This is a genomic window from Legionellales bacterium (assembly GCA_026125385.1).
Lineage (GTDB): Bacteria > Pseudomonadota > Gammaproteobacteria > JAHCLG01 > JAHCLG01 > JAHCLG01.
Window position 1 is genome coordinate 62,167 of the sequence record JAHCLG010000008.1, and the last position, 24,638, is coordinate 86,804.

The 24,638-nt window shown below is 40.9% G+C and carries 24 protein-coding genes; 6 read left to right on the top strand and 18 right to left on the bottom strand.

The genetic code is table 11. The annotated features are described in order from the left end of the window. Positions 1-42: 42 nt before the first annotated feature. Positions 43-1,878 carry an AAA family ATPase gene (locus tag KIT27_04760; GenBank protein ID MCW5588957.1) on the bottom strand — a complete coding sequence of 612 codons (1,836 nt, stop codon included), beginning with the start codon at positions 1,876-1,878 and terminating at the stop codon, positions 43-45. A gap of 39 nt (positions 1,879-1,917) precedes the next feature. Next, positions 1,918-2,097 (bottom strand): hypothetical protein, encoded by a 180-nt coding sequence (locus KIT27_04765; protein ID MCW5588958.1) that lies wholly within the window; start codon positions 2,095-2,097, stop codon positions 1,918-1,920. A gap of 138 nt (positions 2,098-2,235) precedes the next feature. On the opposite strand from KIT27_04765, the gene KIT27_04770 reads away from it, so the two are divergent. Beyond that, positions 2,236-3,375 carry an ATP-binding protein gene (locus tag KIT27_04770; GenBank protein MCW5588959.1) on the top strand — a complete coding sequence of 380 codons (1,140 nt, stop codon included), beginning with the start codon at positions 2,236-2,238 and terminating at the stop codon, positions 3,373-3,375. Here KIT27_04770 and KIT27_04775 read toward each other — a convergent pair. The 8 genes from KIT27_04775 to KIT27_04810 all read right to left on the bottom strand — a co-directional run bounded on the left by KIT27_04775 (position 3,372) and on the right by KIT27_04810 (position 10,637). Continuing rightward, positions 3,372-3,743 carry a nucleoside triphosphate hydrolase gene (locus tag KIT27_04775; GenBank protein ID MCW5588960.1) on the bottom strand — a complete coding sequence of 124 codons (372 nt, stop codon included), beginning with the start codon at positions 3,741-3,743 and terminating at the stop codon, positions 3,372-3,374. The two genes, KIT27_04770 and KIT27_04775, sit on opposite strands and share 4 nt — an antisense overlap. Further along, positions 3,743-4,828: a 3-dehydroquinate synthase gene (aroB, locus tag KIT27_04780; protein MCW5588961.1), complete on the bottom strand. Its 1,086-nt coding sequence runs from the start codon at positions 4,826-4,828 to the stop codon at positions 3,743-3,745. Before aroB ends, KIT27_04775 begins: the two co-directional genes overlap by 1 nt. Before the next feature lies 1 nt (position 4,829). Next, positions 4,830-5,363 (bottom strand): shikimate kinase AroK, encoded by a 534-nt coding sequence (gene aroK, locus KIT27_04785; protein MCW5588962.1) that lies wholly within the window; start codon positions 5,361-5,363, stop codon positions 4,830-4,832. A 347-nt stretch (positions 5,364-5,710) separates the two neighbouring features. Next, positions 5,711-7,777 (bottom strand): type IV pilus secretin PilQ family protein, encoded by a 2,067-nt coding sequence (locus tag KIT27_04790; protein MCW5588963.1) that lies wholly within the window; start codon positions 7,775-7,777, stop codon positions 5,711-5,713. 50 nt (positions 7,778-7,827) lie between these two features. Further along, a complete protein-coding gene (locus KIT27_04795) occupies positions 7,828-8,382 on the bottom strand; it encodes a pilus assembly protein PilP (GenBank protein ID MCW5588964.1) in 555 nt (184 codons plus the stop codon). 1 nt (position 8,383) lies between these two features. After that, entirely contained in the window at positions 8,384-9,004 is a 621-nt protein-coding gene (locus tag KIT27_04800; GenBank protein MCW5588965.1) for a type 4a pilus biogenesis protein PilO, read from the bottom strand. After that, the gene (locus tag KIT27_04805) at positions 9,004-9,576 is read right to left on the bottom strand and encodes a PilN domain-containing protein (GenBank protein ID MCW5588966.1); all 573 of its coding nucleotides are present in this window, start codon (positions 9,574-9,576) and stop codon (positions 9,004-9,006) included. The genes KIT27_04800 and KIT27_04805 overlap by 1 nt, the downstream gene beginning before the upstream one ends. Then, positions 9,573-10,637, bottom strand: a complete 1,065-nt coding sequence (locus KIT27_04810) for a pilus assembly protein PilM (protein ID MCW5588967.1) — start codon at positions 10,635-10,637, stop codon at positions 9,573-9,575. Before KIT27_04810 ends, KIT27_04805 begins: the two co-directional genes overlap by 4 nt. Before the next feature lie 315 nt (positions 10,638-10,952). Here KIT27_04810 and KIT27_04815 point away from each other — a divergent pair, with 315 nt between their 5' ends. Next, positions 10,953-13,319 (top strand): penicillin-binding protein 1A, encoded by a 2,367-nt coding sequence (locus KIT27_04815; protein MCW5588968.1) that lies wholly within the window; start codon positions 10,953-10,955, stop codon positions 13,317-13,319. 52 nt (positions 13,320-13,371) lie between these two features. Here the strand turns inward: KIT27_04815 and KIT27_04820 are convergent, their stop codons facing one another. Genes KIT27_04820 through KIT27_04830 form a run of 3 tightly spaced genes read right to left on the bottom strand, consistent with a single transcriptional unit; the run spans position 13,372 to position 15,949 of the window. Further along, positions 13,372-13,902: a chorismate lyase gene (locus KIT27_04820; GenBank protein MCW5588969.1), complete on the bottom strand. Its 531-nt coding sequence runs from the start codon at positions 13,900-13,902 to the stop codon at positions 13,372-13,374. A gap of 30 nt (positions 13,903-13,932) precedes the next feature. Next, entirely contained in the window at positions 13,933-15,129 is a 1,197-nt protein-coding gene (gene rocD, locus KIT27_04825) for an ornithine--oxo-acid transaminase (GenBank protein MCW5588970.1), read from the bottom strand. A gap of 7 nt (positions 15,130-15,136) precedes the next feature. Continuing rightward, positions 15,137-15,949, bottom strand: coding sequence for an amidinotransferase (locus KIT27_04830; protein ID MCW5588971.1), 813 nt, complete (start codon positions 15,947-15,949; stop codon positions 15,137-15,139). 162 nt (positions 15,950-16,111) lie between these two features. On the opposite strand from KIT27_04830, the gene KIT27_04835 reads away from it, so the two are divergent. Together KIT27_04835 and KIT27_04840 are read left to right on the top strand one after the other, a co-directional pair. Further along, the gene (locus tag KIT27_04835; GenBank protein ID MCW5588972.1) at positions 16,112-16,387 is read left to right on the top strand and encodes a hypothetical protein; all 276 of its coding nucleotides are present in this window, start codon (positions 16,112-16,114) and stop codon (positions 16,385-16,387) included. Beyond that, positions 16,387-16,680, top strand: coding sequence for a hypothetical protein (locus KIT27_04840; protein MCW5588973.1), 294 nt, complete (start codon positions 16,387-16,389; stop codon positions 16,678-16,680). The genes KIT27_04835 and KIT27_04840 overlap by 1 nt, the downstream gene beginning before the upstream one ends. A gap of 156 nt (positions 16,681-16,836) precedes the next feature. Here the strand turns inward: KIT27_04840 and KIT27_04845 are convergent, their stop codons facing one another. Both KIT27_04845 and folB read right to left on the bottom strand, forming a co-directional pair. Continuing rightward, complete coding sequence (locus tag KIT27_04845) at positions 16,837-18,642, bottom strand: hypothetical protein (protein MCW5588974.1); 1,806 nt, start codon at positions 18,640-18,642, stop codon at positions 16,837-16,839. A gap of 308 nt (positions 18,643-18,950) precedes the next feature. Continuing rightward, positions 18,951-19,295: a dihydroneopterin aldolase gene (gene folB / locus KIT27_04850; protein MCW5588975.1), complete on the bottom strand. Its 345-nt coding sequence runs from the start codon at positions 19,293-19,295 to the stop codon at positions 18,951-18,953. A 175-nt stretch (positions 19,296-19,470) separates the two neighbouring features. On the opposite strand from folB, the gene KIT27_04855 reads away from it, so the two are divergent. Continuing rightward, the gene (locus KIT27_04855) at positions 19,471-20,265 is read left to right on the top strand and encodes a thymidylate synthase (GenBank protein ID MCW5588976.1); all 795 of its coding nucleotides are present in this window, start codon (positions 19,471-19,473) and stop codon (positions 20,263-20,265) included. Between the two features lie 11 nt (positions 20,266-20,276). Then, a complete protein-coding gene (locus KIT27_04860) occupies positions 20,277-20,702 on the top strand; it encodes a CBS domain-containing protein (protein ID MCW5588977.1) in 426 nt (141 codons plus the stop codon). A 24-nt stretch (positions 20,703-20,726) separates the two neighbouring features. On the opposite strand, the gene lgt is transcribed toward KIT27_04860, so the two are convergent. Genes lgt through ptsP form a run of 3 tightly spaced genes read right to left on the bottom strand, consistent with a single transcriptional unit; the run spans position 20,727 to position 24,636 of the window. Next, complete coding sequence (gene lgt / locus KIT27_04865) at positions 20,727-21,521, bottom strand: prolipoprotein diacylglyceryl transferase (GenBank protein MCW5588978.1); 795 nt, start codon at positions 21,519-21,521, stop codon at positions 20,727-20,729. Between the two features lie 45 nt (positions 21,522-21,566). After that, complete coding sequence (locus KIT27_04870) at positions 21,567-22,361, bottom strand: sulfite exporter TauE/SafE family protein (GenBank protein MCW5588979.1); 795 nt, start codon at positions 22,359-22,361, stop codon at positions 21,567-21,569. Then, positions 22,348-24,636, bottom strand: coding sequence for a phosphoenolpyruvate--protein phosphotransferase (ptsP, locus tag KIT27_04875; protein ID MCW5588980.1), 2,289 nt, complete (start codon positions 24,634-24,636; stop codon positions 22,348-22,350). The genes KIT27_04870 and ptsP overlap by 14 nt, the downstream gene beginning before the upstream one ends. Positions 24,637-24,638: the final 2 nt, after the last annotated feature.

The following is a 24,638-nucleotide window of genomic DNA, read 5'->3' on the forward strand; positions in this document are numbered from 1 at the left end:
ATTTACCTTTTCTCTGCCAACTGACCGAATTCGAATACGCTATTAGCGGCTTTTAATCGCTTCATGAACACTTGCCATGGAGCGTATCCACGGTTTTTGTTGGCGTACCACTTGCGGCAAAGTTTTGATAGCGCGCTCTGCGGCAGCGCGAGTGGGATAAGTGCCATAAACTAACACATACCAATCGCCTCCCGCGTGATGCGTTACAAAATATTTAGCATTTTTCAACCCTGCGCGTTGTGAGTAGCGTTTTAATTTGTCCAAATTGCGCAAGCCAACGAGTTGCAACGTATACTCTTTGGCAGGCGCTTTCAATAATTCGCGCTCGTCTAAGGTATAGCGTGTGGCATGGCTTAATTTGCTCGCATGATGGAGATTTGTAGAGGATGCTTTTTTAGCAACAACTGCATGATTTTTGTGTGTCGTTTTTTGCTGAGAAGATTGCACGACTGCTTTTTCTTCGGAGTGAGGAGCAGCACTAGGTTGCGGTTGAGGCGCGGCTATTTGTTTCTCTGCAACTGTTGCGGGTTTTTTGTTATCTTGATGAGCAGGCGTTAGCTTTGCCTCTGCTGGTGCAGGAAGCGATGGGGCAACATGCGCTGGCTTTGCGGTATCATCCGTCGTGGTTGCCGGAGAGGATTGAGTTTCCGCATAATTTTGCAACGTTGAATTATTCTCTGCCACTTGCTTAGCGACAGGGGGTGGATTTTGCAAGGCTTGAGTCATCTGCTGCTGAGCTTGCGTGACTTGTGCCAAACTTTCTTGTTTTAACGCGCCCGTGGTGACTTCATGATCCATGACTGGTTTAATTGCTGCAACCGTTTTAACAGGTGTCGTGGTGGGTGCAGGAGTAGTGGAGGCGCTATTTTCAGCCACATTGCCTAATTGATTCGATGCCTCAGAGTTATTGTTTTGAACGTTCGCGGAAGGTGGTATCGCCAGTGTTTGCGATGGTGAATAATTAAAATTTTGTTGGGTATTCCAGATATAAAATCCTGCAATCAATACGGCGAATAACACCGCACCACCAATAAATTTAGCCTGATGTTGTTGCCAAAATGGCAGGGTCTGCTCGGCGAATTCATCGTGAGTTTGTAAATCCACCATCACTTTGCGAGCAACATTATTAATACGTCCTGGTAATCCTCCCGACCATTGTTGAATGTGGATAACATCTTCACGTTCCATGGGTAAATTACCTTGCAAACCGGCTTGATGAAAACGATGTTGCAAATAGGCTTCGGATTCAGCCAATTCCAATGGCATTACCCGAATGATTTTAAGATGAGAACGATCTAAATACTGATTCATTAACGCTTGCACGCGTTCTTCATTTTGTGTGTCTAAAGCCCAAACCATGGCAAGGGGTACTTGCTTTTCGAGACGCTGTTGTTGCAAATAAAACAAGGCAGATAACGTATCGTTATTGAATTTATGGGCGTCATCGATCACTAACATGCTACGTTCATTGCGTTGATTGATGGCATCCACTAAGGCATTGACCATCACGCGCACAGTTTGCTGTTCATCGAAATGAATATTCAATCCCAGTGAAACGTTTATCGTTTCCAATAATTCCAGCATATTCAAATGCGGAGTGGCTTTAATGCGACAAACGGTGAGTGAATCATCGAGTTGCTCGAGGAAATAGTTGAGTAATGTGGTTTTACCACTGCCAATATCGCCATATACTAATAATAATTCGAAGCTATGACGCACGAGTAATTGCATTAAATCGACATATTGTTCCCAACTATTGGGAAGATAAATCGCATTATGCGGAATATCAGCAGCAAATGGGTCGTGACTTAAACCATAATTTTCCCACCAAGAATTATTATCTACGAAAATTCCAGTATCAGTTGTTGCATCCGCCATCGTTGCCTCCCGCATATTGGCTTATCAAATAAGCTTCGATTATACCGTTGAAAATAGAAATTTGGAAATATCCAGGCGTTTCGCACCAGTACGAAATTCTGATATACCCAGCACATGGCCAAATGCCGTGAGCCGCTTAAAGTGCCACTCATCGCGATGGAAGTTTCCACTGGAGGAAATCGCAATTTTTCCGCTGGGTAAAGAATGATATCTTGCCATGCTTCACCACTTTCATAACGTTAAGCTGGCCGTGATGCAACCTGCGTGACGCAAGTTGCGTCACGCAGGTTGCATCACGCAGTAAACTATGGTAATTTTAATCATGAGGCAATTTCATGTGATAATTAGGATAATTTTGTGTCGCAAAAAATAGAAGTTTACTTCCCCACTGGGATTGTTACCGGCAGTGCATTTTGTAATAGAGAGGAAGAACGTGCGTATTTAAAAAAACGTTTAGATCAAAATGCTCATGTCGTCTTGATGTCACCTAGGCGATACGGAAAAAGTAGCCTGATTGCTCAATTCACCTCCGAGCATAACACACCTTTTAGCGCAGTTGATCTCTTGCCAGCGACCTCTGGAAAATACGTTAAAAATGCAATTATCGATGGTGTTACACAATTGCTTGATAACATCATGCCTAGCTCTAAAAAAGCAAAGCAAAAAATCATGGGCTATTTTGCTAAAATGAATCCTACCATTGAACTTTCTGCATTTGGTCAAAAAATTAAATTAGCACCAGAAGAAAAAACACCGGAAGAAACTATTATGAAACTTCTGATTGATCTCGATCATGCAGCTAAAGAAATAAACAAAAAACTTATTTTTGTTATGGATGAATTTCAGCAAATTGCCACTTTAGAACACTCTCATGCTTTAGAAGCAAGTATCAGGCATGCCGTTGAACGAAGCCGACATGTATTCTATATATTTTCTGGCAGTAACCGAACACTACTCGAAGAAATGTTTAGCAATAAAGATCGACCATTGTATCATCTCTGTGATGAGATGAAACTCAACCGAATTGATCCATTACATTATCGGCCATTTATCGAAAAAGCATCAAAAAAAACTTGGAAATCTCCAATCAGCAAAATGAGTATTGATAAAATCCTGAGTTTAACTGAATGTCATCCGTATTATGTGAATCGTCTTTGTCGTGCACTGTGGGATCTCAATCAAGCCCCTGTTGAAACACAAATAGAAGCGACCTGGCAACATTATGTAAATAGTCAAAAGTCGGATTGGATATTAGACATGCTCAGTCGACTCACGGCAAATCAACGTGCAATTTTAACAGGTTTAGCGAAATCTCCAGAAAAAAAACCAAGAGGTAAAGATTTTTCAACCCGTATTGGGCTTTCACCATCCAGTATTCAACGAACGCTGAGCACCTTGCTAAAACAAGATTTAATTTACTCCGATCGCCACGGGGATTATCATGTATTAAATCCTGTCATAAAATCCGTTTTGGCCAAAGATAAGTATTTTGATTAATCGCTATTGCGCTTAGCTTCATCCCAAAATTTCATGAGTGTATTGAAAGGTTGATCTTTTAAGTCAGTCAATCCGGCTTGTTGCACTAAGCGTTTAACTTCGCGTAAACGCCGCTGAAATTTTTTAAGGCTAATTTCCAGTGTCGCTTGTGGATCGTAGTGGCAAAACACACATAATGAGAGTGCGGCATGAATTAAATCACTGATTTCATTTTGGAGTTTTGCTTGATTATCAGCAGCATTTAACTCTGCTTTAATTTCCTGACACTCGCTTTCAATTTGACTGAGTATTTGCCAGGGATCAGACCAGCTAAATCCAAATGCGTCGGCTTCTTTTTCAAGTAATTTAAATTCCTCAAATACATTCATTATTCACCTAGCATAATTTCTTTTAATACGGTTAAGACGTCAATTTCTGGGATATTTTCTTGAATAACACAAGTTTGCTGATCCGTTGGGAGAATATAGCGCAGAGATTGGCGCAAGATTTTTTTATCCATCAACATAAATTGCAGGATTTCCTCGGGATTTTTATGACTTTTTAATTGGGTGGGTAATTTATAGCGTTTAATAATGTTGTGTATTCGATCGTGTTTTTCACGATGTAAAAGTCCCAATCGATGAGCTAACTTTGCGGCACAGATGATCCCTAATCCCACGGCTTCGCCATGTAAATAACGACGATACCGATGAGCAGCTTCAATACCATGGGCAAAGGTATGACCTAAATTTAATAGTGCACGCTCGGCATGTTCGCGTTCATCGTGTTCGACGAGTTTAATTTTAATCTGACAACTGCGCGTAATGGCGTGAGTTAATGCGTCGGTGTCGCGCGCTAGCAGCAAAGTAGCATTAAGCTCAAGCCATTGAAAAAATTCAGGGGAAGCAATCAATGCGGCTTTAATAATTTCAGCAAACCCCGAGCGCAGGTGACGATCGGGTAATGAGGATAACACGGTTATATCGCAAATTACCGCTTGCGGCTGATGAAAAGCACCCAACATATTTTTGTGTTCATGGAAATTAATGGCGGTTTTTCCGCCAATGGCCGCATCCACTTGCGCGAGTAAAGTCGTAGGGATTTGAATATAGTTGACGCCGCGTTGGTAACACGCCGCAGCAAAACCTGTCATATCTCCAATCACACCACCCCCTAAAGCGATTAAAGTCGTATCACGATGGTGGCGCTGATTAATCAGCGTTTCCATAATTCTTGACACACTCGACCAAGTCTTATGCGCTTCACCATCCGGCAAAATCACGGTATCGCCGCTATAATCGCGCAATTGCTGTTTTAAAAAATCTAAATATAACGGCGCAACGGTTTCATTGCTCACCATCACAAGTTGTTGACCGTGAATATGAGCGGTGAATAAATGGGTCTCTGACAACAAACCTTGACCAATATAAACAGGATATTGCCTCTGTGGTGTTTGCAGCGTCAGCGAATTCACGTTAAATTGCATCATCCTTGCATAAAGCATTCAATACTTCAGTGGCGACAGCACGAACATTGCGCTCATTGGTATCGAAGACTAAATCCGCAATTTCTTCGTAGAGAGGTTGACGCTCATCACGCAATTTATGCAAAACTTCGGCACGATCCCCGTCATGAATTAAGGGACGTTTACGATCATGTTCGACACGTTGCATTTGTTGATCCAGCGTTGCGGTTAAATAGATGACCAAACCGCGAGCAGCCAAATGTTGACGATTAAGCGGCTCTAAAATTGAGCCCCCTCCGGTTGCTAAAACAATTCCGCGCATAGATGTCAGTTCATCGATCACTTCAATTTCTCGACGCCGAAAACCTTCTTCGCCTTCTACATCAAAAATCCAGGGAATATCCACCCCGGTTCGCTCTTCGATGACCTGATCGCTATCGTAGAATTTCTTTTTTAGTTCTCTGGCAAGATAGGTGCCTATGGTGGTTTTACCAGCACCCATCGGACCGATGAGAAATATATTCTGATGATCTAATATTCTCATGGTTGATTTGAACTCTCTTGCTTAAAAATTAACAAACTTATCTAGACCGTTATCCAGATAATCTGTATAAAATGTTTACGGATCTACTATACCCAACGTATCTCGTTGATTTTTTACTTCGCTACCTATTAACTCCAGGCAACCTGTTTAATGCTTTTTCTAAAATCAATGAGTTACACCGAAACATTGCGAATTGTAAACGTGCCTAACTCTTCTTTCAATGATTATGCCACTTCGTGCGCTAGCCGCGCTGGCAAACGCGTTGCCGATTTTAATATGCGTTCGCACAAAATTCCACTCTTGATTAACAGAAAATCAAAAGAATTCACTGATTGGCTGTTTTACTCTTAGTGAAGATACGTCAAAGACTGCTTAATTATCTTCGGCGTAATAAAAATCAAGAGCTCACGACGATCATCTTGCTTGGTGGTATGACGGAATAACCGTCCAACCACCGGCAAATCGCCCAAGAAGGGAACCCGTGAGACTTGATTACGAGTTGTTTGCTCATAAATACCACCCAACACGATGGTTTCGCCATTATTCACCAAAACTTGCGTTTGCACTTCTCGCGTATTCACCGCCGGAACTCCCAGCACTTCTTCACCAGGGGTATCTTGATTCACTTGTAAAGTTAAGATGATCCGATTATCGGGCGTAATTTGTGGCGTCACGTTTAAACTCAACACCGCTTTTTTGAACGCCACTACAGTCGCACCACTGGAGGATGCTTGTTGATAGGGAATTTCCACACCTTGTTCAATCGTGGCATCTTTTTGATTGGAGGTAATCAAGGTTGGGCTGGAAATAATTTCACCACCACCTTCGCTCTCGAGTGCGGATAATTCTAGATCGAGTAAGGTGTTACTTCCCAACCGCGCTAAGGCAACACCAATCGACGCAGCACCTCCTGGTGTTCCCACACCTGCTGAAGGTAAATTAAGATTTAAGCGCTGAGAAATCGGCACTTCTTGCGTTCCAACCGCATCGTCTCCCGTTTGTTGCATGGCGTTTGAGCCCGCCAGCGTTCCCGTTACCGGACGACGCGTAATTCCAAATTGCACACCAATATCACGACTGAAGGTCGATTCGACATTCACCACGCGCGCTTTAATCATCACTTGACGAACAGGGACATCGAGACGACGAATAAAATCGCGCACTTCTGAAAGTTTTGCTGAGGTATCTTGCACCCACAGCGTATTAGTGCGTTCATCTACACTCACCGTGCCACGATCTGATAAAATAGAAGCCCCTTCAGATTGTAATAATTTCGCAATCTCATCGGCTTTGGCATAATTAATTTGAATCAATTCACCATGCAGTGGCGCTAAATCGGCGACTTGCTGATTGGTTTCTAATTCTTGGCGCTCTCTTGCCGCTAATTCTTCCGCAGGTGCAATTAAAATCACATTACCCATGCGACGTTCCGCTAACCCTTGTGTTTTTAAAATAATATCGAGTGCCTGATCCCAAGGCACATCTTTTAAGCGTAAAGTAATATTACCATTCACCGTATCACTCACAACGACATTTAATCCGGTGAATTCAGCTAATAATTGTAATACGGATCGCACGGGAATATTTTGGAAATTTAACGAAATACGTTCGCCGGTATAATTACGATTTTTTTCCTGCATTTTTTGTTTTTGTTCAGGCGTTAATGGTGTCACCGTAATAATGAATTGTTTGCCAAGTTGATAAACCAAATGTTGATACAATCCTTTATTTTCAATCGTGATCCGCGCATCACTGCCTAATGGATTTAAACTAATATCTTGTACGGGAGTATTAAAATCGGTAACGTCTAAACGTCGTTGCAAACGGTGGGGAATTGAAGTTTTGAGAAAGGTTAAAATAATACGTCCTGCTTGATCTTCAACATTTAAATTAACACCAGCATTTGAAGCATCAATTACAATTTTACCACCGCCATTTTCTGCGCGACGAAAATCAATTCCGTTTAAGGCAAAAGGTTGTACGACGGGTGGAATTTTTCCGCGATAACGGATACTAGATTTAGTTTCTTCAGGAAGAATGCCATTAATCGTTAATGCAATTTTACGATCGCTTAGGCGTTTAATTTGATAATCGCTTTTACTTAATAATTTATTGAGTGCTACTACCACTCGTGTACGACCATCGGCTTGCACAATGCTAAAATCGTCTACCGCACCCTTAGCTACTGTAACATTCGAATTTTTTAAACTATTTGTAGCCGCAGGAAAATCCATGACTATACTCGGATTTTTCCCTTGTAAAATAAAACTCGCAGGTTCTGCAACTTTAGCATTAAAATCGAAAATTAAACGCACATTTGAATTCGCTTTGGCTTCAACTTCTGTGTTAATTAATGCTGCTGCTTGTGCGATCCCCAGCAGGAATATACTGCATAGGCAACACAATTTAATCATGATATTTCGCCCCATTGTTGGCATAGTGCTCTCCGCTATTTTGCAATCATCTATTCTCGGGATTCTAGCTTCAACTCACGTTGGCGATGAATCCATCCCCCTTGGCCATCTGATATCGTTTCGATGATGACCATTTTTTTAGATTCTATGCTTTGAATTTTCCCATAATCTTTACCTAAATAATTTCCGGCACGCACTCGATAAATAGTGCCATTGGGTGCTGAAATTAATGCCCAGGTTTGATTGTTTTGTGAAAACGTTCCCACCATTGCCATTGAATCGAGTGAAAATTGTTCTAACTCTTCTTTAGGACGATTAACATCGGGCCGAATTTCACTGGCATTTTTATCGTTGACTTTAGGTTTGGGTGGTTGAAAAGGACTGCGTTTACTGCTGGAAGAATATTCGTGGGCTTGATAATCATCCATTTTTGGTAAAGGTTCAATTTTAGTACCCGGACGTGCTAAGGTGTCGTTGACATATTTTTTTAAATCTTTATGTTCGTGATCGGCGCATGCCGATAATAAACCACATAATACTAAGCAGGATAACATCACTATCCATTGATAATTGCGAATGAATGTAAATTGTTTGCCCCTGCTCAATTTAATCACCTTCTTCTAAATAGCGATAAGTTTTTGCAATTAGCACCATCGTGAGATCTTCATTTTGAATATTTTTGTCTTTATCTTTACTGTCCACGGGCGGTACTGTAATGCGAAAATCGTGTACGGTGACGATGCGATCTAAGGCGGATAATTTACTAACAAATTCACCTAATTGATGAAATGATCCTGAAACGGTCATTTCAATGGGTAATTCAGCATAAAACCCTAATTCTTTTTCTGGTAACGGCTTGAAATTAATGACCCGTAAGCCACTGGTACGACCAGCGGCAGAAATATCTTCGAGTAATCCAGGAACTTCGGTTTTATTTGGTAATTTTCGTAATAATGTTCCAAAACGTTTTTTAATTTCGACAATCTGATCGCGATAGGCTTGCACATTTGCCGCTTTAATTTGTTTACTGTCTAATTCTGTTTTTAATTCACGTTCTTTGCGTTGTTCTTGTTTTAATTGATCTAGCTGCGGCAGATTTAAAAAATAAAATCCTAGGCCAATAATCAGTGCAAAAATAATGGCTAAGATGCCACCTTTTATGGGTAATGGCCAATCTCCGATATTATTGATGTCTAAATTATTTAAATCATTAATATTCAGCGCCATTAAAAATCACTCCCACTGTCTTGCACGGCGGTGATTATCCGTTGAAACATTTGAATATCAAAGTGGTGAGAACTCACACCCGCGGTTTGCTTAGAATCGATGTTAACCAAAACGGCGTGAGCAAGCCAGGTGGAATTATCAATTTTTCTTAACATTTCAGAGATACTTTGATTCGCATCGGCCACACCTATGACCGCAAATTTAGGTCCTGTTTTTTCAATTTTAGTAATATAAACTCCTGCGGGAATAACGTTGACAATTTCATCGAAAATATGAACGGTCATTGTGCGACTTTCTTGCAATTGCCGGATCACATTCATGCGGGCGATTAAATCTTCACGTTGACGTTGTAGCTGTTTAATTTCCGCAATTTGCGCATCAAGCTTAGTAATTTCACTTTGCAAATAGGTGTTACGACTTTTTTGTGTTTCTACTAAACTGTGAATAATTAAATACACTGGGATTAATACTAATACGGCAACACTAGCGCTGACAGCTAAAGCAATTAAAAAGTGGCGTAAGCGTTCTTTTCGCGCGGCTACACGCCAGGGTAGTAAGTTAATTGAGGTCATGCTTCAAAACTCCGCATGGCTAAACCACAACACACTAACAAAGAAGATGCGTCACTGGTTAATATTTCCTGATTAATGCGTTTACCCACATCCATATTGCTAAAGGGATTGGCAAGACTGGTTTCGATCCCAGTACGATCGCGAATTAAATCGATTACACCTGGAATAGAAGCGACTCCTCCCGCTAATAACAAATGATCAATGTTTTCTTCGTCTGTAGAAGAATAATAAAATTGCAACGCATTAAATACTTGCATCGCAATAGTTTCTTTAAAAGGTTGTAACACGTCAGTTTCGTATTCTGGCGGTAATGTGCCAGATGATTTGGCGCGTTCTGCTTGTTCATAATCCATATCATAATGATTACGAATACTTTCGGTTAATTGCCGCCCGCCAAAAGCTTCTTCGCGCGTATACACCAATTGTAAATTTTCAAACACAGAAAGTGAGCTTACCGAACCGCCAATATTGACCATTGCAATTAACCTATCTTCGCCGCCATCTGGTAATTGTGGTGCTAATAATTTTAAAGAGCGTTCCAGCGCATAGGATTCAACATCGACCACATCTACAATTAGACTTGCATCCTGTACGGCATCGACTCGCGCATCAACTTGTTCTTTGCGTGAGGCTGCTAATAAAATATCGTTTTTAGTGTTATCTTTTGCATTCAACCCTAACACGGTAAAATCCAGGCTGACTTCTTCCAGCGGATAGGGAATATAGCGATTGGCATCTAGTTCGATTTGTGGTTCAAGATCAATTTCACTAAGACTTGCGTCCATTTGAATGATTTTAGTGATGACCAAAGAACTGGGCATTGCTAATGCTGTATGATTCGTGGAAAAGCGTCCGTGGGCAAATGCGGTTTTGATGGCTTCTGTAACCCCTTCGATATCACGAATTTCTTTTTCTAATACCGCATCTTCAGGAAAGGGAGCTACCGCATAATTTTCTAAGCAATAACGGGAATTACTATAGCTCAACTCGACTATTTTCACCGAGCTAGTGCCGATATCTAAACCCAATAATTTTTTCTTGCGTTTGAATTTCGTGAACACGAGTTTAATTCCCTTTAAGTACAGATGTTAAGTATATGATATTCATCATAAAACAACAAACACATTTAATCGTATCTATGCTATAACTACTAAAACAAGAAATGCAAGAAGTTTACTTTGGCCGTGGCATTAAAATTTAGCGCGATCTATCGCGCTCACCAATGAAGTTACGAGATAAAATGATGGCAAGCGGCACGAGCAAAGCTCATGCTCGCACACTGAAAATGTGTATGCCGCGAAAGTTTTGATTATGCGTAAAAATTCAGGGATAATGCGTAAACATTCAGCCTTTAATCAACTGGCAATACAGACATCATGAAATATTTTCAAATACTCATCGTTAATTTATTCCGACTCGCCATGGTGGTATTTGTTCTTGGCGTTATTTTAGTGTGCTATTGTTATTTTTACATGCAATATAAATTACCCGATGTTGCTGTTTTAAAAGACATGCATTTGCAAGTTCCCATGAAAATATACACTTCCGATGGAAAATTAATTGCAGAATTCGGTGAAAAACGTCGTATTCCAGTTGAACTTCCCCAAATCCCTAAATTATTACAAGAAGCATTTTTATCTACCGAAGATCAACGTTTTTATGAACACAGTGGCGTCGATTTTATTGGATTAATTCGTGCGGCCAAACAATTATTTTTAACCGGACGCAAAGAACAAGGTGCTAGCACCATCACTATGCAAGTCGCACGAAATTTCTTTTTATCACGCGAAAAAACTTACAGCCGTAAATTTAATGAAATTTTATTGGCTTTGCGAATTGATCATGAATTTTCCAAAGAAAAAATTTTAGAACTTTACTTAAATAAAATTTATCTTGGTAATCGCGCGTATGGCGTGGGCGCTGCCGCGAAAGTGTATTACAACAAAACTCTCGATCAACTCACTCTTGCCGAAATGGCCATGATTGGCGGACTCGCACAAGCACCTTCTGCCAATAATCCCGTGTCCAATCCTGTCAGTGCCAAGAATCGTCGTGATCATGTTTTAAAACGCATGTATGAATTACATTACATCGATAAAAAAGCTTATGAACAAGCTATTCTCGAACCCATCAAGGCACGTTATCACGGGCCTCAAATCCAAGTAGAAGCTATGTATCTCGCTGAAATGGTGCGCCAAGCATTATTCGCTAAATACGGAGAAGACGCTTATACCGAAGGTTTTAGTGTGTATACGACCGTGAGCAGTAAAAATCAAACGGCTGCCATCAAGGCCGTGCAAAAGGGTTTGTTGGCCTACACCATTCGTCGCGCCTACCCCTATCCTCTACCAACCAAAAATCTCGGGAATTATTCTCCCGACCAAAAAGAAACGTGGATTAAAGCATTACGAAAAACATCGCGAATTGGTGCTTTATTACCTGGCGCGGTAATCCATTCTGAAAAACAAACTTCGCAAATTTTATTAGCCAATGGCAAAATCGTAACGATTTCATGGAAAGGCTTGGCGTGGACAAGACGTCCACTCCAAAAGATTTTTACTGAAGGCAACGTGGTAAGAGTTTGGGAAAAATCTCCCGATGAATGGACGTTAGGCGAAGTTCCACGCGCCGAAAGTGCTTTAGTTTCATTAAATCCTGGTAATGGTGCTATTCTCGCTATTATTGGTGGCTACGATTATTATAAAAGTAAATTTAATCGCGCGACTCAAGGTGAGTTACAACCAGGATCTAGCTTTAAACCGTTTATTTATTCCGCCGCCCTAGCACAAGGCTTTACTCTGGCAAGCATTGTCAATGACGCCCCCATTGTTATCACCATTCCAGGCCAAAAACCCTGGCGTCCACAAAACTCCGATCGCAAATTTTACGGCCCGATGCGCTTGCGCGTGGCATTAATGCAATCGCGAAATTTAGTCTCTATTCGTTTGTTAGAGGCGATTGGTATCCCCAATGCCATCGATTATATTTCTCGGTTTGGATTTGATCCAAAACGTTTACCTCCTAATCTAACCTTAGCCTTAGGCACCGCCCAGGTTACGCCGTTAGAATTAGCCACAGGTTATGCCACTTTTGCGAATGGGGGTTACCGAATTACGCCTTATTTTATCGATAGAATTGATGATCTCGATGGTAAAACAATTTATCAAGCTCATCCTAAAATCGCTTGCACGGCCTGCAATGATATCGATGCACTTTCACCGAATTTACCACCACCCGATCAAATCGCCCCACAAGTTATTTCTCCACAAAATGCTTTTATTATTAATTCTGCGCTACAAGACGTTATAAAACGAGGAACTGCGCGACGCGCCTTGGACATGAAACGCAGTGATATTGCCGGAAAAACGGGAACCACTAACGATAAATTCGACGCGTGGTTTTCAGGATTTAATGCCGATGTGATCACGACTGTGTGGGTGGGGTTTGATAATCCGCAATCATTGCGTGAATATGGCGCGCAAGCAGCTTTACCTATCTGGATTGATTACATGTCGGTGGCATTAAAAGATAAACCGGAGCACACACTACCTGAACCTCCTGGGTTAGTCTACGTACGAATTGATCCGCGAACTGGTCAACGCACAGCGCCGGGATCAAATTATGGTGAATTTGAAGTATTCCGCAAACAATATGAGCCACAATTTGAACCCTATTCCGATCAATTTAATTACGATAATAATCCGTCTTATCAGGAGCAACAAACGGATCAACATATTTTCTAATGAGTGTTTAGAGCCTTTTCAAAATCTCACGAATGAATATTCTTATGAGGGTTTAACGACAACATTTCAATTTAAGACTTGGCAAAAATATTTCGTATAATGCCAACGGTTTTTTATCCAAATAAAACTGCGAACGCCGCGCCCAAATGGACTGGGTTTTATCGATCGCCATGAACTCTAATGAACTGCGCTGCATACTGGGATGTTGAAATAAATAGTAGCCTAACGGCGTATCACCGAGTTTTCCTAACGCATTATTATTATCATCCCACGTTGGCAAAGGGATCACCGTGCGAGCATACATGAAAATGATATTTTCAGAGTATAATTTCACTTCGCGCACATGAGCGGTAGCATGATGGGGTAAATTAAGATAATTTGCTTCAGCCGCCGCGATGATAGCTTGTTTTTCAGTTAACACTTCCACTTGCAGCGGATAATTAAATAACTGATTAAACGCTTGCGTGAAAGAACCCGCGTGAGTTAGCCATGAGAATAAATTGTTATCATGGCATTCGGCTGCAAGCGCTTCGGCATTTATCCAACGGTTTGTTGTTAATAATCTATGTTTGAAACCTTGCATGGCTCACTTAATGATAATATTGTTTTTAACCTAAAAGCTCTCGATGACCTCACGAATGAGGTTTATCGCTTCATCAATTTGTGGTTCATTAATAATTAATGGTGGCGCCAAACGCACCACCGTATCGTGCGTTTCTTTGCTTAAAATGCCTTTCTCTAGCAGACGTAAACAAAATTCACGACCACTCGCAATGTGCGGATCAATTTCCAAACCAATCAGTAATCCTTTGCCGCGAATCTGTGTTATCGGTGATCGAGAAATGCTGTGTAACCGCGCAATAAAATAATCCCCCATGATTTGCGCATTTTCACATAACTGGCATTCTTCAATTAATTCGAGTGCTCGCAGGGCGACGGCAGAGGCTAAAGGATTACCTCCAAACGTACTACCATGATCGCCGGGCGTAAACACATTCATCACTTCTCGTTTAGCTAAAAATAACGAGACAGGCAACATGCCTCCTCCTAACGCTTTACCTAAAATAACCGCATCGGGAATAATATTTTCATGTTGGCACGCTAATACTTTTCCGGTACGGCCTAATCCCGTTTGAATTTCATCGCAGATTAATAATACATTATTTTCCCGACAAATTTGCTGGGCGGCTTGTAAAAATCCCGGAGGGGGTAAAATAATTCCGCCTTCACCTTGAATAGGCTCCACTAAAAATGCCGCGGTGTTGGGCGTGATAGCTTGACGCAACGCTTCCGCATCGCCATAGGGAATTAATTTAAAGCCACTGGGAAAAGGGCCAAATCCGGCTTGGTATTGTGGCTCAGAAGACATTGCCACAATACTAATTGTGCGACCATGAAAATTGCCCTGACAAGCAATAATTTCAGCCGTATTTCCTGGAATTTTTTTGACGGTATAGGCCCATTTTCGTGCGGCTTTTAAAGCAGTTTCTACCGCTTCTGCCCCCGAATTCATCGGCAATGCCATATCAAACCCCATCATGGTGCAGGCTTTTTGCAAAAACGGAGCTAGTTTATCGCTGTAATACGCGCGTGAAATAACATTTAATTGGTGTGCTTGCGCGGTTAACGTTTTAATTAATTCTTCATTACAATGCCCGTGACTCACGGCTGAATACGCACTCATCATATCGATATAACGTTTACCCTGAACATCCCAGGCAAAAATTCCTTGCGCTTTCGTTAAAACAACCGGTAAAGGTTTGTAGTGATGCGCCCCAAATTGATTTTCTATTTCGATAAAATTCATCATTCACCTTTTATAACGCTAAGGTTAAACATTTACACGCGCCACCCGCTTTAATAAATTCACTCATATCACAAAAATAAACTTCACAGCCTAATTGCTCGAGTATTTTCTGGGTTTCTACGCAACCACTGGGAATAATCACCTTGTTTGCTATCACTACCGCATTACAAGCAAATAATTTTGCCTCGTGTTCTGGCACACTGAACAATTCCATTTGATGTTGCATCATTTCTTGAGATTCTAAACTAAACGCCTGCGGCCACCAAATCGCTTGACGATCGTTAAGTGGGCAAAAACAGGTATCGAGATGATAATAATAGGAGTCAATTAATTCGCATAATACCATTTTTTTAATGTTCATTTTTTCAAGAATATCTTGATACACTTTTTTATCGCTACGAAAGCCATGGGCTACAAATAAAATCTCACCCGCAAATAACGCATCACCTGCCCCTTCAAAATAGGATCCTTGAAAATTCTTTTCATGATAAAAAGATAAATCGTCACCTAAGATTTCATAGCCCTGCGCTAAAAACCATTCTTTAAAAAAACCGCGTTCACCTTGACGTTCTGGAAATCGAAAATGGGTTAAATACACTTGACGATGATGAACTAACGCTGCATTGGCAGTGAACACCATATCCGGCCATTGTGGTTGCGGCGGGATTAATTCCACACGCGCACCACATTGTTGAATAGTTTCGTACAACGCTTGCCATTGTTGTTGAGCTAAGGTGCGATTAACCTGCGTGGTTTTTTTCATCCAAGGATTAATTTCATAGACAACATCGTAATAATCCGGTTGACACATTAAAATTTGCATTGAGTTTCCTATTGTTAACTAGGTCTTGTTTCAAAAAGACAGTGATAACGCAAAATTGGCAAAACTGCAACTATTTCGGTCGGGTGGGAAAATAAGCAATTATAGATGTTCCCACTTTGTGCTATACTTTTATCATGTACTCAAACAATAACAGGTGAAATTATGGTCCGCCCGCTAAAAACACTTAAACCCGACGCCAAAGGCAGGATCTATCTCGGAGAATTAGCCGAAGGTATTAGCAGCTTTGCCGTGCACGTTGATAAACATCACCGCATTATTTTAGATCCGCTGGTAGAAATTCCTGCTCGCGAAAAGTGGCTATTTGATAATAAATCTGCATTACAAGCAGTAAAACAAGGTCTTGAGGAAGCCAAAGAGGGAAAGCTGCATGACTTGGGTAGTTTTGCAAAATATGCTAACAAAGATGAAACGGAATAATGTTTAAGCTGCAATTTACGCCTGTTGCAAAATCACAACTAGCACTGCTACAACAAGATAAAAGCTTAGCAAAACGATTAAAAGCCGTCTTAAAAGCGCTCGATTACTTGGAAAAAAATCCGCGACACCCAGGTTTAAATACCCATAAATATACTGCAATTACTGGCCACAATGGCGAGGAAGTGTTTGAGGCTTACGCAGAAAATAACACACCTGCTGCTTATCGCATATTCTGGTGCTATGGCCCTGGAAAAGAAAAAATCACTATCATTGCCATCACCCCTCATCCATAAAATAACAATAAATCCAACCATAGTCGGATCATAACTCACAAAGGCTTAACCATTTTAGCGGTTTAATCGATCAAGTTTCTTATTATTAACTAACTCTTATTTCAAACAGACAGTGATAACGCAAAACTCACAAAACTGCAACTATGTCGTTGGCGATTACGGTCGCAAAAATAGGCCTAACGTACTATTAGAAACAGTATAATCTGTGGGGAAACCATCCTCGGAAGGTAACCCCGTATTATTATCATCAGGCTTGGGTTGCTGCTGCATAAGTTGAGCTAATTGATACATTTGTTGGTCAGTCATTGCAATAGTTGATGCTGGATTAGTATGAATAACATGTTGCGGATCTGGAGTAGCGGGCTTTGGAGGTAATGGTTTTGCTTGTGCTGCTGGTGCGCTATCAGCTGTTATTACTATTGGATTTCCAGCATTATTTCCAGAAAATAGAGAATAGGGGGACGGAAATACATTGGTTGATTCCGAGCAAGGTGGTTGTGAAGAAGTATTACTTGTCACAGCCGAGGATGATATTAAATGCAGGCAAGACGCTTGTGAAGAAGTAGCCCCTAAGACTGCGCTAGCTTGTGAGTTTGATGATGAGGGTAATAATTGATCTGAAGTTGCTAAATGCGGACAATCTGATTGACCCACTGCGGTAACAACCTCACAATCAACTGCTGAGTAATTAGTTTGCTTCGCCGATTTAGGGTCACGTGGATTGGGTATTTCAGTCGTTGCTGCACGCTTTTGTCTGGATGAATGCTTTACTGATGACTGGGTGATTGCAGAGAAACGTAAATCAACGGCTGATTTTAACAACGAACTTTCATTTTTCTTTAATTCCGCTTGATGAGATTCCTCATCATAATCTTGCTCCTCAACGTCATCATCATCATCGTCATCATCATCGTCATCATCATCGTCATCATCATCGTCATCATCATCGTCATCATCAAAATCACTATCTGAAAAACTCAAATCATCATTTGATTGAGAAGCTTTCTTTAATTCCGCTTGATAATTCTGATTAAAGCTCATGAGAAATTTTCTTAATGCAATAGATGCGTTTTCAAACCAGTTCATAGAGTACAGTGATTCCAAAAAGATAACTGTATCACCATCGTTTATAAAAAACTGTGAAAACCAATAACAGATATGAAAAAATTCATTCATTGTGTAGTCGCTGGCGTTTGGTGTAAAAATTTTTTTATACCAAGTCTTAATGAAACTTCCAGAAATTTCACTGATATTTTTTAAGATAGATTTTAACGGAGCATAAAATGATTGATAAATTAAGTTTGATAAAATTTCGGCGTACGATTCTGAAGGTATTCCAGAAAAAAATGCTTTTACAGCGTTAATATCATCTTTCGAAAAATGATCTTCCGCGATATTAGATGTTTCAATATTGATTTCCGCTATTTTTTTGAGCAAAGATTCTGGGAGAGAATTATCTGGAATATATTTTTGGCATGCCAAATAAAAACCATAAAATTCCATTATGTCTTTTGGTAAAACGGGGTTGCTTATAATAAGCTCGCTCTTGTCACTCTCCATTTTCGCCAAAAAATTATTTTGATAATTTTTGATAACCGCATCCGTTAACTTGCCCAAGAAACTTCTTTGAAACTTATCGCACTTATCTATAAATTCTAACCGATATTTCCGTATTGTTTGAGGTGAGCTACTGCTGGATGTGGTTCCAGTATTTCTAATGATTTGATTTCTAAATTGAAATAAAACATACCTTGAAATTTTAACATGGTTTTCAAAAAAAACATTCTGGTTTCTTAGCGGATAATTAATGCAACCAACAATCAAAGCCAGCATTAAATGCTGAGGCCAACTGAATTTATTGCTATCACGGTTCGAATTATTTATAAGATTTTCATACTGCTTGTAAATATGCTGAGCTGTGCTATTTAAATCTCTTAGCCTGTTAACTTCTTCGCTAAACATCCTCTTACCTTTTTATTATTGGTGAACTGCCAAGGATTATAATATCGTATTATTAACACATTATGTAAATATACCGCTCGCCAATGAAGATGCGGGATAAAAAGATGGCGAGCGGTATATCTTTTTATTGATGAGCGGCACGAGCAAAGCTCGTGCTCGCTCACCAAGGGGGAAAATCGCGATTTTCCCCCTTGGAAACCCCCATCGCGATGAGTGGCGCTTCAAGATGCTCACCGCATCTTGAAGCTCGTTGGGTATATACTCAAAACGATGGGATTTTGGGCATGAAGAGTATATTCGTTTAATCGCTATCGCTCCAAAATCACCCCCACTTCTTGCACATTACTCAGCACATGAGGTTTGCGTAAATAAAGTTTGTAATGTGTCACAGCATATTTTTCTTCTAATACTTGCCCTAGAATTAGGATCAACCGCTCTAATAATTGGGTTTGGTGGTTTTCAATAGTAGTGGTTAAGGATTCTGCGATACTGGCATAATCTAACGACTGAGTGAGATCATCACTCTGCGCGGCATTACCAATGTCCCACTCCATTTCAACATCTAACACCACAGTTTGTTTAATCTTGCGTTCAAACGCATGCACGCCAATTGTAGTTTGTGCTTTCAATTCTTTAATCACGATTTTTGCCATAACATTTCCTCGATCCGGCATCCTACTCTTTTATTAGCGTGCATTGTACTGGAATTACCCTTTCACGAAAATGAACTTATAGCACTTTCGCTACTCCAATTTAAGATAAACAATCAGTTTGTTTACCGAATGACTTCGAGTAGAATAATCTTTATTTAGCTTACGGGACATCAACATGCGCCAGTATTTAGATTTTTTGCGTCACATTTTAAATTATGGAGTGGAAAAAGCTGATCGGACAAATACGGGCACGTTGGCCTATTTTGGCTACCAAATGCGCTTTAATTTACAAGAAGGTTTTCCCTTAGTGACCACGAAACAATTGCATTTGCGCAGTATTATCCATGAATTACTGTGGTTTTTGCGTGGCGACACCAATATTCGCTATTTAAACGATAATAAAGTCACCATTTGGAATGAATGGGCAGATGATAAAGGCAATTTAGGTCCGATTTATGGAAAACAATGGCGCGCGTGGGAAGGTGCAAATGGAGAAATTATCGATCAAATCGAACAAGTCATTCATTCCATTCAGCGCAACCCCGATTCCAGACGCCACATTGTTTCTGCCTGGAATGTTGGACAACTCGATAAAATGGCGCTGCCACCTTGCCATTTATTATTTCAATTTTTTGTTTCTGGTAAACAATTATCATGTTTACTCACCCAACGTTCTGCCGATGCCTTTTTAGGCGTGCCCTTTAATATTGCTTCTTACGCCTTGCTGACGCATCTGATCGCACACATTTGTCGTTTGGAGGTGGGTGAATTTATTTGGAGTGGTGGGGATTGCCATATTTATAGTAATCATATCGAACAAGTGCTTACCCAATTATCCCGCGAGCCATTACCTTTACCCACATTAAATATTAAACGTCAACTGACTGATATTAACGAAGTTAAATTCGACGACATTGAAATTCTTAATTATCAATTCCATCCCAAAATCGATGCCCCCATTGCTGTTTAAGGAGAAACATCATGAGTCATATTCGTTCATTATTAAAACCCCAAACCGTACAGATTTTATCGAGTGAGGATACGGTGGCAAAAGCGGCTGAAGTCATGGCTGCTAAAAAAATTGGTAGTGTAGTGATTATGGAAAATAATCAACTCGCTGGCATTTTTACCGAGCGTGACTTATTAACCAAGATTATCGCGAATAAACAAGATCCCGATGTCGTGAAATTATGCGATGTGATGACGCGTCGGGTAAAAACGGTGACTCCAGATACCACAGTGGGTGAATGTTTTGAATTAATGCGCGATATTGGTTGCCGTCATTTACCGGTGATGAATGAGGATAATACAGTTTATGCAATTGTCTCGATCCGCCATGTCTTAGGCTGGACGATTGATGAATTACAATACGAACGCGATCAACTAGCTCGCTACATTCAAAGTTAATGATAGCGCGTATCTTAACCCGATTCAAAATGATGGGCGTCGATCGCAACGATAACTAAAATAAAATAATCCACCCCCCAGCAAAATCATGGGAATTGATAATAATTGCCCTTGAGTCAGCCAGCCAAACGCAATAAAGCCCAGTTGCGGATCGGGTTGACGGAAAAATTCGCATAAAAATCGCAAGCAACCGTAGCCTACTAAAAATAATGCGGAAGTCGCCATGCGTGGACGTGGTTGACGTTGAAACAACCAGAGAATAATAAATAATAAAACGCCCTCCAATAAAAATTCATAAATTTCTGAAGGATGACGCGGTAACATTCCTGCTTGTGGATAGATCATGCCCCAAGGCACAGTGGTTACTCGCCCCCATAATTCACCATTAATAAAATTGCCAATTCGGCCAGCGCCCAAACCAATCGGCACCACGGGAGCAATGAAATCCGTCAAGGCGAAAAAAGCGATACCATGACGTTTAGCAAACCAATACATTGTCAAAATCACACCGATTAATCCACCATGAAATGACATGCCGCCATCCCATACGCGAATAATGATCCAGGGTTGATGAATAAATTGCGTAAAATCGTAAAATAGCATGTAGCCAATGCGACCGCCCAATACCACGCCTAAGGCACCATAAAAAATTAAATCCCCCACTTGTTCCGTCGATAATCCCAAACGTTCGCGTCGATACGCTGGCAAACATAATAACCAGGCACCTAAAAAGCCAATCAAATACATAATGCCATACCAATGAATTTTAAATTCGCCAATTTGTAAAGCAACTGGATTAATTTGAGGATACATCAACATCGTGTTATTCCTAATGTTAGCCATTAATTGAATTTTCAATATGCCCTAGTAAATAATTAAACGGAGTGCGACAAATAATAATAAAACCGCAAAAATACGTTTGGTGATATTAACAGGTAATACTTGTGCTAAATACGTTCCTAAAGGCGTGCTGAGTAAACTGCCCAGCGCCACACCAAAAAATGCCGGCCAATAAATATATCCGGTGAAACCCGCTTGCTGCGCTGGATGACGCAACCCCGAAATAATAAAGCCCAGTGTTCCAACGAGAGCGATGGTAAAACTACAAATAGTAGAAGTACCCGAGGCTTGTCGCATGGGAACATTACAACGCGTTAAAAAAGGCACTGTCAGTGTGCCACCGCCCACACCAAACATGCCGGATTTTAATCCCACCCCATAACCAAACAAACTTAATCCTAAGCGTCCAGGTAACGTGCGAGTGGGTTTAGGTTGAATTAATAACGACATGCGCACGGCGACAAATAATAAAAAGAATCCGAAGAGAATTTTAATGATTGAGCCCTCTAAAAAATTAGCGATCACAACACCACTGAGAGTGCCCAATACCATAGCGGGTAATAATTTTTGATATAAGGGCCAAATCACACCACCGTATCGTTGATGATGCCACGTCGATGAAATAGAGGTAATGATCATAATCGCAAATGACGTGCCAGCGGCCATGTGAACGGGATACGCTAATTGAGGAGTAAAATGTTGAAAAAGAAAGAGTAATGCTGGAACCACAATCAGCCCACCACCAATGCCAAGTAAACCCGATAAAAGTCCGGTTAAAATTCCCGTGAGAAAAAAACATAATAATTCAATGAAGGTCACTTTTTCTTCCCATATTAATTAAATTACCTAAGCCCATTTCATCTAAAAATAATTCTAAATGGCAACGTATTATAGCAGGATCGTCCATAGTCAAAACTTCTTCTAATAATTGTTTGGCACGCGCAAGAGTTAATTTACGAATAACCCATTTTATTCGCGGTAAATTACTGGAATTCATACTTAAACTATCGTAACCCATCGCTAATAATAAAATGGCGCAAACGGGATCGCCCGCCATTTCACCACACACACTCGCCACTTTCCCTTCTTTATGAGCGCTTTCCGCAATATATAATAAAGCGCGCAAAACGGCTGGGTGCAATGAATCGTATAAATTTGCCACTCGAGGATTATTGCGATCGACCGCTAATAAATATTGAGTTAAGTCGTTAGAACCTACCGATAAAAAATCCACACGTTGCGCTAATTGTCTGGCCTGATAAACGGCAGCAGGGACTTCAATCATAGCACCGACGGGAGGCAATTCAATATCAATGCCCTCTTCTAAAACTTCTTGATGCGCCTGATGCAATAACCGTAACGCATCGGTAACTTCCGTTAAATTGGTGATCATGGGAAATAAAATGCGTAAATTACGGTGGCGCTGATTGGCGCGTAACATCGCGCGCAATTGCACTAAAAATACTTCGGGATGATCGAGCGTTAAGCGAATACCGCGCCATCCTAGAAAGGGATTATCTTCCTCAATCGGCATATAAGGCAACGCTTTATCACCGCCCACATCAAGGGTGCGCATGATCACTGGGCGAGGTGAAAATGCCGCGAGTAATTGTTGGTAAATAATACTTTGTTCTTTTTCAGTGGGAAAGCGCTCACGGATCATAAAAGGAATTTCTGTGCGATATAAACCCACACCTTCTGCTCCCACCGATAATGATTGACTGATATCGGCGACTAATCCGGTGTTAACAGATAATGCGAGATGATAGCCATCCAAGGTTTGCGCTGGCAGATCGGTTAATTCGGCTAATTCTTCATCGAGCGCGCGCGTTTGCGTGAGTAAGGCTAAAAATTCATTTTTTACTGTCGCAGAAGGCGCAACATGAACTTGCCCCATGAAGCCATTCACAATCATTTCTTGATTGTCTAATTGTTGAGGTTTTAAACCCGTGACACCCATGACCGTTGGAATATTCAATGCCCGCGCTAAAATCGCCACGTGTGAATTACGCGAGCCACGCCCTGAAATAATCCCAACAATTTTTTCTTGTGGGGCTTCTGCAATATTAGCCGCCGTAATTTCTTCGCCAATTAAAATGGTGTGATCGGGATAATCTTGTTGTTCTTGTTCGTCGCTTTGCAAATGCGATAACACGCGCTTGCCTAAATCTTCAATATCATCCGCGCGTTCTTTTAAATAATTATCTTCCATACTTGAAAATTGACGAATATGTCGATTAATAACTTGGCATAACGCCGATTGTGCCCAAATATTTTTTTCTTGAATAAGTTTTATGACTTCAGCGCCGAGACTGGCATTATCTAAAATACGTTCATAGACATCGAATAAGGCTTGTTCTTCAGGAGGCAAAGTGGTGGCTAAACGTTTTGCTAATTGACGAATTTCTTGCCGCGAACGTTCAAGTGCCGCGTTAAATAATTCAATCTCTTCTCCAATATTTTGCGCGGGACGTTCTGGCACAGCATCTAAATCGGCAGCGGGATACACTACTAATCCTTGCCCAATCCCGATGCCATCGCAACCACTCACACCGATTAAGGTGCTTTCATGCAGAGTGGCTAATCCTGTTTTAGAGTGAGTGTCTGCTTCGATGGCGACATCCGCTTGAATAATAACACCCGCTAATTGCGTGGCGAGCGTAATTAAAAATGCTTCTTCTGCTTCATCAAAGCGACGTTGTTCTTCTTGTTGAACAGTCAACACCCCTAACACTTTGCGTTGGCGGATAATGGGTACACCTAGAAAAGCACGCATGCGCTCTTCACCTAACTCTGGCACCACTCGAAATTGAGGATGTTCTCCGGCGTCGTCTAAATTAATCGGTTCGCCGCGTTTAGCAACTAAACCCACCAAACTATCATCGACATTAATTTTTAATAAACCGATTAAGTTAGGATTTAAGCCATCAGTTGCCATTAAAATAAAATTATCCGTCGTGCGTTCGCGTAAAAAAATACTACAGGCATCGGCTTCAATGGCTTCACAAATGCGTTCTGCCATCAAACGCAATGCATCAGCTAGCGTTTCTACGCTACTGACTTCTTGCACGATGCGACGCAATAATTCCAACATGG

Coding starts and splice junctions, on each gene's coding strand:
- KIT27_04760 (MCW5588957.1), bottom strand. CDS start 1,878: ATGGCGGATGCAACAACTGATACTGGAATTTTCGTAGATAATAATTCT.
- KIT27_04765 (MCW5588958.1), bottom strand. CDS start 2,097: ATGGCAAGATATCATTCTTTACCCAGCGGAAAAATTGCGATTTCCTCC.
- KIT27_04775 (MCW5588960.1), bottom strand. CDS start 3,743: ATGAATGTATTTGAGGAATTTAAATTACTTGAAAAAGAAGCCGACGCA.
- aroK (MCW5588962.1), bottom strand. CDS start 5,363: ATGAGAATATTAGATCATCAGAATATATTTCTCATCGGTCCGATGGGT.
- KIT27_04790 (MCW5588963.1), bottom strand. CDS start 7,777: ATGATTAAATTGTGTTGCCTATGCAGTATATTCCTGCTGGGGATCGCA.
- KIT27_04800 (MCW5588965.1), bottom strand. CDS start 9,004: ATGGCGCTGAATATTAATGATTTAAATAATTTAGACATCAATAATATC.
- KIT27_04805 (MCW5588966.1), bottom strand. CDS start 9,576: ATGACCTCAATTAACTTACTACCCTGGCGTGTAGCCGCGCGAAAAGAA.
- KIT27_04815 (MCW5588968.1), top strand. CDS start 10,953: ATGAAATATTTTCAAATACTCATCGTTAATTTATTCCGACTCGCCATG.
- KIT27_04820 (MCW5588969.1), bottom strand. CDS start 13,902: ATGCAAGGTTTCAAACATAGATTATTAACAACAAACCGTTGGATAAAT.
- rocD (MCW5588970.1), bottom strand. CDS start 15,129: ATGATGAATTTTATCGAAATAGAAAATCAATTTGGGGCGCATCACTAC.
- KIT27_04830 (MCW5588971.1), bottom strand. CDS start 15,949: ATGCAAATTTTAATGTGTCAACCGGATTATTACGATGTTGTCTATGAA.
- KIT27_04835 (MCW5588972.1), top strand. CDS start 16,112: ATGGTCCGCCCGCTAAAAACACTTAAACCCGACGCCAAAGGCAGGATC.
- KIT27_04840 (MCW5588973.1), top strand. CDS start 16,387: ATGTTTAAGCTGCAATTTACGCCTGTTGCAAAATCACAACTAGCACTG.
- KIT27_04845 (MCW5588974.1), bottom strand. CDS start 18,642: ATGTTTAGCGAAGAAGTTAACAGGCTAAGAGATTTAAATAGCACAGCT.
- folB (MCW5588975.1), bottom strand. CDS start 19,295: ATGGCAAAAATCGTGATTAAAGAATTGAAAGCACAAACTACAATTGGC.
- KIT27_04855 (MCW5588976.1), top strand. CDS start 19,471: ATGCGCCAGTATTTAGATTTTTTGCGTCACATTTTAAATTATGGAGTG.
- KIT27_04860 (MCW5588977.1), top strand. CDS start 20,277: ATGAGTCATATTCGTTCATTATTAAAACCCCAAACCGTACAGATTTTA.
- lgt (MCW5588978.1), bottom strand. CDS start 21,521: ATGTTGATGTATCCTCAAATTAATCCAGTTGCTTTACAAATTGGCGAA.
- ptsP (MCW5588980.1), bottom strand. CDS start 24,636: ATGTTGGAATTATTGCGTCGCATCGTGCAAGAAGTCAGTAGCGTAGAA.